The 6,379-nt window shown below is 59.6% G+C and carries 6 protein-coding genes; 3 read left to right on the top strand and 3 right to left on the bottom strand.

Annotated elements, in window-relative coordinates; genetic code table 11:
* Nucleotides 1-91: 91 nt before the first annotated feature.
* Nucleotides 92-2,632 carry an aminopeptidase N gene (gene pepN / locus HMPREF2943_RS06500; protein ID WP_070711132.1) on the bottom strand — a complete coding sequence of 847 codons (2,541 nt, stop codon included), beginning with the start codon at nt 2,630-2,632 and terminating at the stop codon, nt 92-94.
* Nucleotides 2,633-2,756: 124 nt separating this feature from the next.
* Between pepN and HMPREF2943_RS06495 the strand changes: the two genes are divergently transcribed.
* Together HMPREF2943_RS06495 and HMPREF2943_RS06490 are read left to right on the top strand one after the other, a co-directional pair.
* Nucleotides 2,757-3,371, top strand: coding sequence for a mycothiol-dependent nitroreductase Rv2466c family protein (locus HMPREF2943_RS06495; RefSeq protein WP_070711131.1), 615 nt, complete (start codon nt 2,757-2,759; stop codon nt 3,369-3,371).
* Nucleotides 3,372-3,408: 37 nt separating this feature from the next.
* The gene (locus HMPREF2943_RS06490; protein ID WP_046647313.1) at nt 3,409-3,882 is read left to right on the top strand and encodes a ribose-5-phosphate isomerase; all 474 of its coding nucleotides are present in this window, start codon (nt 3,409-3,411) and stop codon (nt 3,880-3,882) included.
* On the opposite strand, the gene HMPREF2943_RS06485 is transcribed toward HMPREF2943_RS06490, so the two are convergent.
* Nucleotides 3,879-4,706 carry an aldo/keto reductase gene (locus HMPREF2943_RS06485; protein WP_070711130.1) on the bottom strand — a complete coding sequence of 276 codons (828 nt, stop codon included), beginning with the start codon at nt 4,704-4,706 and terminating at the stop codon, nt 3,879-3,881. The two genes, HMPREF2943_RS06490 and HMPREF2943_RS06485, sit on opposite strands and share 4 nt — an antisense overlap.
* Before the next feature lie 159 nt (nt 4,707-4,865).
* On the bottom strand, nt 4,866-5,291 hold the full coding sequence (locus tag HMPREF2943_RS06480; protein WP_070711129.1) for a DUF732 domain-containing protein: 426 nt from the start codon (nt 5,289-5,291) through the stop codon (nt 4,866-4,868).
* A 760-nt stretch (nt 5,292-6,051) separates the two neighbouring features.
* On the opposite strand from HMPREF2943_RS06480, the gene HMPREF2943_RS06475 reads away from it, so the two are divergent.
* A complete protein-coding gene (locus HMPREF2943_RS06475; RefSeq protein ID WP_141756094.1) occupies nt 6,052-6,276 on the top strand; it encodes a hypothetical protein in 225 nt (74 codons plus the stop codon).
* Nucleotides 6,277-6,379 lie beyond the last annotated feature (103 nt).

The raw sequence follows: 6,379 nt of genomic DNA, 5'->3' as shown, positions 1-6,379 counted from the left end.
TGGCTGGGTGAACGGTGGCGGCGGACAGGGGGAGGAGGAACTGGAGCACAAGCCCCTCAGGTGAGGGGGCTTGATGCGTATGCTCTGGGGACTAGCCGCGGTCAATGGCGCGGTTGCGCAGGGCGCGGGCGAGGCGGTCGCGCTGCTCGGTGACTGCGCGGCGCAGGCCACCGGCTAGGTCGCGGGAGAGGAACTCGTCGGCGCGGTCGAGGGTCTCCTGGCTGACATCCCAGCGCGGGAACAACCCGGTTACCGTGGTCAGGGCAATCTCGTTGGATTGCGCGGACCAGATCTTTTCCGCCACGTCAAAGAACTCAGCGCTCGGCAGGAGCTCGTCGGAGCCTACGAACGCCAGGCCCGCTAGCTTGGATTCCAAGTCGCGGTTGCCCAGTTCACCGGCGACAATCTCGTCCCACACCGCGCGCTTGTTGTCCTCGGTATTAACCGCAGCCAACGCCTTAAGCGAGGCCTGGTAGCCCGTCGCGGTGTTATCGCGCTTGAGTTCCTCAGCCACCGCCGTCAGGGCGGCGCCGGCGGCTTCGGGCCCGGTGACGTCGGCAAGCGAGCCATCAGCAATGAGCGCGGTGAGCGCCTTCCAGCGCAGGCCCGCATCCGAGGAGTTCTCAAGAAGGTCCTGGAAGAAGGCGCGGGAGGCGTCGTGAAGCTTAATGCCGGCCAGCGCCTGGGTGAAGACGATGGAGCGCTCGGCGTCATCGGAGCGGGCGCCCGCCAGGAGGGCGTCAGCAAGCTGTGTGTCCTCCTTAGCCCACTCCGGGTCGGCGTAGGTGGACTGCGCGGTGGCGGCCTGGGAGAGGATACGCTCGAGCACGGCGAGCTCGGTTTCGGCCTCAGCACCACGGGCCACCAGTGCCACGAAGTCGCGGGCGCGCATGGTACCTGCACGGGTCATCTCCCACGCGGTGGACCAGCACAGAGTGCGGGCCATGGGGTCCTCGAACTTGTCGACATTCTCCAACAGGAACTGCAAAGAACCCGCATCCAGATCGATGAGGCAGTAGGTCAGGTCATCGTCGTTGGGAAGGACGAAGGGGACGTCGGAAAGCGCGCGGCCCTCAAGCTCCGGAATCTCGGTGGAGGAGCCGTCGATATCCATCTCGATGCGCTCGGTGCGCACCACCTTCTCACCCTGCAAGGCATAGACGCCGACAGCGACGCGGTGCGTGCGCAGGGTATCACCACGCTGGGTGAGGTAGGCCTGCGTGATGGTGCCGGACTCGTCCGTACCCAACGCCACGCCCAGCGTGTTTACGCCCGTGGTCTTGAGCCACTGCTGTGCCCAGAAGGACAGGTCACGCCCTGAGGCCTCCTCCAAGTGGCGCAGCAGATCCCCGAAGGTGGCATTCGACCACTGGTGTTCCTGGAAATGGCGGCGCACGCCGGCGAAGAAGTTCTCGCGGCCCACATAGGCCTGCAGCTGCTTGAGCACCGACGCACCCTTGGCGTAGGTAATGCCGTCGAAATTCTGTTCCACGGTCTCAATATCGGAGGCATCCGTGGAAATGGGGTGCGTGGTGGGCAGCTGATCCTGCTGGTAAGCCCAGGCCTTTTCCACATTGGCGAAGGTCACCCACGCGGTGTCGTATTGAGTTTCCTCCGCCTGGGAGATCGCCGCTGACCAGGTAGCAAAAGACTCGTTGAGCCACAAATCATCCCACCATTGCATGGTCACCAAGTCGCCGAACCACATGTGGGCCAGCTCGTGCAGGATGGTGTCCGCGCGGCGCTCGTACTTGTAGTGCGAGGCCTGAGACGTAAAGACGTACTCGTCACGGATGGTCACGCAGCCGGCGTTTTCCATCGCACCGGCGTTAAACTCCGGCACGAAGATTTGGTCATATTTGCCAAAGGGGTAGGCAAAGCCGAAGTTGCGGTGATAGAAATCAAAGCCCTGCTTAGTCTCGGTGAAGAGGCGCTCCGCGTCGAGCGAATCCAGCAGCGAGGGGCGGCAGTAAATCCCCAGCGGCACCTCAACGGTTTGTGCCGGCGAGCCCTCCGGGTGCTCCGCCAGCGTGCCCGTCCACGTATCCGTCACACCAACGTACGGGCCCGCGCACAGCGCAATCAAGTAGGTCGACAGCGGGTAATCCACCGCCGCGCGCACGGTATTGCCCGAACGCGTGATGGGGGAGTTGGTAATGACCGCCCAGTGCTCTGGGACCTCAAAAGTCAGCGAGTACGTAGCCTTCAAGTCCGGCTGGTCAAAGCAGGCGAAGACACGCTTGGCGTCGGCAGTCTCGAACTGGGTGTAGAGGTAGGCCTCACCATCCACCGGGTCGATAAAGCGGTGCAGGCCCTCGCCGGTGCGGGAGTAACGAATCTTCGCCACGACCTTGAGCTCATACTCCGCCACCTGCAAACCCGAGAGTGGGATGCCGTACGTCGGGTCATAAGCGCTGGTGGGCAACGGCGCACCATTGAGGCGGACCTCGAGAAGCTCGTCACCGCGCAGGTCAATAAACGTCGAACCAGCTTCCTTCACCCGGAATTTCACCACCGTGGTGGAGGTGAAGAACTCTTCCCCGGTGAGGTCGAGGGCGACGTCGTAGTGGCTTACCTCCACCATGTCGGAACGCTGCTGGGCTTCCTCGCGGGTGAGGTTAATCGAGGTCATGTACTGTCTCTCCTCTTTCTCGGTACCTTACTCTCCTCTTTCTCGGTACCTTAAGTCTCTGCACCAGCGTAGTCACACGCCTAGGGTGGGGTGCCATAGACCGCACAAGCAAAGGAGAATTATTGTGGCTCAACAAGTGACGTTCTGGTTCGACTGCTCGTGCCCCTTCGCGTGGCTGACCTCGCGCTGGATTAAGGAAGTGGAGAAGGTTCGCGATATCGAGGTGACCTTCGAACCGATGTCCCTGTCCGTGCTCAACAAGGGCCGCGACCTGGATCCGGAGTACATGAAGATGATGGAGGCCAACTGGGGCCCTGCCCGCGTAGCAGCCAAGATTGCGGTGGAGGCCCCGGAGAAGGTCGATGCCTTCTACACCGCGATGGGCACCCGCATCCACACCGAGGGCCAGGGCGGTAAGAAGGGGTACGGCGCTTATGACGGCATCATCAAGCAGGCGCTTGACGACGCCTCCCTCCCCGCCGACTTCGCCTCCGTGGCCAACACCGAAGAGATGGATGACAAGCTCATCGAGTTCCACAACTGCGGCATCTCCGAAGTTGGCGACGAGGTCGGTACCCCAGTGGTGAAGTTCGGCGATACCGCCTTCTTCGGCCCAGTCATCACGCGCGTTCCCACCGGCGAGGAAGCCGGCGAGCTTTTCGACGCCTCCGTGCGCCTCGCCCAGTTCCCCTACTTCTTCGAGCTCAAGCGCTCCCGCACCGAATCCCCGCAGGTTTAGCGCGTGGGATGGCCCACAGGCCGGTAGGATGTGGGCCATGCGCGTTTATTTAGGAGCAGACCACGCAGGTTTCGAGATGAAGAACATCATCGCCGAACACCTGAAGAAGCAGGGCCACGACGTCATTGACTGCGGTGCCCACGAGTACGACGCCGAGGACGACTACCCGGCATTTTGCATCGAGGCCGCGCTGCGGACCGTCAACGATCCGGGCTCACTCGGCATCGTGTTGGGCGGTTCCGGCAACGGTGAGCAGATTGCCGCGAATAAGGTGAAGGGCGCGCGCTGCGCCCTGGCTTGGTCCCCCGAGACCGCCCGCTTGGCTCGTGAGCACAACAATGCCCAGCTCATCGGCATCGGTGGCCGCATGCACTCCGAGGAGGAGGCACTCGCCATCGTGGATGCCTTCCTTGATCAGGAATGGTCCCGTGCTGAGCGCCACCAGCGTCGCATCGACATTCTTGCCGAGTACGAGCGCACCAACATTCCGCCGGAGCTTCCGGAGGCTTAGTTCATGTCCTTGGGGTGAGTGCCGCCGCGGCCCTCTTCCCCGAGGTCGAGATCAGTAATCGCAGCCATCTCGGATTCATCAAGCTCGAAGCCGAATACATCGAAGTTCTGCGCTATGCGCTCCGGGTTTTCGGACTTCGGGAATACGATGACGCCATTTTGCAGGTGCCAGCGGATGATCACCTGAGCGGGGGAAACGCCATATTTCTCGGCGGGCTCGGTGATTTCCGACTGCTCGAAGAGATCCGTCTTACCCTGACCTAGTGGACCCCAGGCCTCGATGTGCACCTGGTGGGCGCGGAAGGCATCGAGCTCGCGCCAGCGCTGCAGGTAAGGGTGCAGCTCTACCTGGTTGACCACGGGGGTTTCATCAGTCTGGGTTTCCAGCTGGTCCAGGTGCTCTAATTCGAAGTTGGAGACGCCGATGGACTTGGCCTTGCCGGCCTTCTTTAGCTCAATGAGCTGCTTCCATGCGTCGACGTACGTGCCATTGTCCGGGCAGGGCCAGTGGATGAGGTAGAGGTCCACATAGTCCAGTCCTAGCTTTTCCAAGGACTCGTCGAGAGCAGCGGCGGCATCAGTCTGGCGGTCATTCCACAGCTTCGTGGTGATGAATAGCTCTTCGCGCGGGATGCCAGACTTAGCAATCGCGCGGCCCACGCCTTCCTCGTTGCCGTAGATGGCAGCGGTGTCGATGTGGCGGTAGCCCACCTTGAGGGCTTTGAGGACCAGCTCTTCGGTCTTGTCGGGCTCAACTTTGAAGACACCGTAGCCGAGCTGGGGGATGGTGTTGCCGTCGTGGAGTTCGATATTGGGTACTGTCATGCGGCCCACTCTACGCAGAGCTTGGTCACCCGCGCAGAAAAGATGCAAGGTCCGACCGCATAACAAAGAAAGCCGCACCAGCTGCCAGAAAACAGACGGTTAGTGCGGATACTTCTTGGGAGACTGAACGGCGATTAAACCGCAAAATCAATGTGGCGTTTATCTGGCCAGTTTTCCGATATGCTCCGGGCACGTATAAACCGTGGAAGCCGCCACCAATTCAGATGCGTTCATATAGTTAATGCCGTCCATCGTTTCCTCCACAGCGTTGATTAACTGACTTCCGGTATTCCCGCTGGCCATGCCATCGCACACGATTGTAGAAATTCTGCCGATTAGTTCCGGTTCAATGTTGATTCCCTTGTCTGAAAGATACTGAGTTGCAGCAACATTGCCACCACCCACTTCGGACGCGCTACCTTCTTCTATCGCATCCTCCGGTATAGCGAATGCGATAGCTACGATGGACGCGGTTGCGATAATCGCCCCCGCTAGCATGCTCAGGATGATATGCCACCAGCGGAGTCGTCGACCACTTTTTTCAGGAGCGGGGATTTGGTATTGGGGTGGGGTGTTGTAGGTCATTGTCAGCTTTCCTTGAGTGATTGCTACGCAGCAATGTTGAGTTACGCGACATTGCTGCGGATGCTCTCGCCTTCCGCCGCGCTTAGCAGGAGAGTTGCGAGGATTTGAGAGAGTTTTCCTTACCTCTAAATATATCCACACCGTTAAGCGCATTTATTAACAACGGCGGAATTCTCGTGCTCTGAGGCAAAGCAGGTCGATTGTGAAGCGGTCAGTTCACAACACGTCTCTTCTAACGCACTTGTAGTCTTCGTGTTGAAAACCCGCGCCCTAACCAGGGGCAGCAGAGCGAAGGTCTACTCACACTTTGTCGTTTCAGGTTCTCTCAAGCCGACGTCTTAGAGGCTCGGCGTGGCAAAGCCTAGGGCCAATGCCAGGGGATACGGTGCGCATCGCAAACATAGTGACTTGTCATAGACAGCTTCCTTTCTTGCGAAGCGTCAGTCTTGTTCCCGAGGCTCTAAAACTAGGCCTGCTGGCACGCCGAGCCAGGCACACATTTTGACCCTTAAGCCGAAATACTGTAGGCGGCTTAAAACGTAAAATGACCCCTCGGAGCTGCAACTCCATAAGTGAGGGGCCGCATCGGCAGAAAGGAATCTAAACACGATGCAAGAATATGATAACACTCCGGTCTCGTCGTACGAAACCACGGAACGCGACCCATACGAGAAGGTCCTACTTCAGGCCGTTGTACTGAAGCGTCTGAACGGCATCCATAAGGAGCCGCAGCAAGGGTCGCAAGGTGCCGGAGGATAGCGTGCGTCTAAGCATGGACCTGTGGAATCAGAGCAAGTCCACGTGGAACGGCATCTTGCAGCAGCGTTGCCAATTCCCGGGCCTTGTGCTCAGGACCTCCCGCCTGGAGCTGGTGTTGCTGACGGACGAGATAGTAGGGGAGGCACTAGGCAGCTCCGAGTACACCGACCTTATGGGGCATATCTGCACGGCGTACACGATGGCAGACTTTGACTTTGAGGCTTAAGGGACATTTCGTGTGGATAGATCGATGTGGATTCCCGGAACAGCCTGGGATAATGCCTTGATCTTGATTTTGAATCGGTTCCAACGGCCCGATCTGTGAAATC

It is taken from the genome of Corynebacterium sp. HMSC072D12 (assembly GCF_001813925.1).
Lineage (GTDB): Bacteria > Actinomycetota > Actinomycetes > Mycobacteriales > Mycobacteriaceae > Corynebacterium > Corynebacterium aurimucosum.
This window is presented reverse-complemented; position numbering and strand designations above follow the sequence as displayed.

Bases quoted from the DNA above. Each gene is read 5' to 3' on its own strand.
- HMPREF2943_RS06485 (WP_070711130.1), bottom strand. From the start codon at position 4,706: ATGACAGTACCCAATATCGAACTCCACGACGGCAACACCATCCCCCAG.
- HMPREF2943_RS06490 (WP_046647313.1), top strand. From the start codon at position 3,409: ATGCGCGTTTATTTAGGAGCAGACCACGCAGGTTTCGAGATGAAGAAC.
- HMPREF2943_RS06480 (WP_070711129.1), bottom strand. From the start codon at position 5,291: ATGACCTACAACACCCCACCCCAATACCAAATCCCCGCTCCTGAAAAA.
- pepN (WP_070711132.1), bottom strand. From the start codon at position 2,632: ATGACCTCGATTAACCTCACCCGCGAGGAAGCCCAGCAGCGTTCCGAC.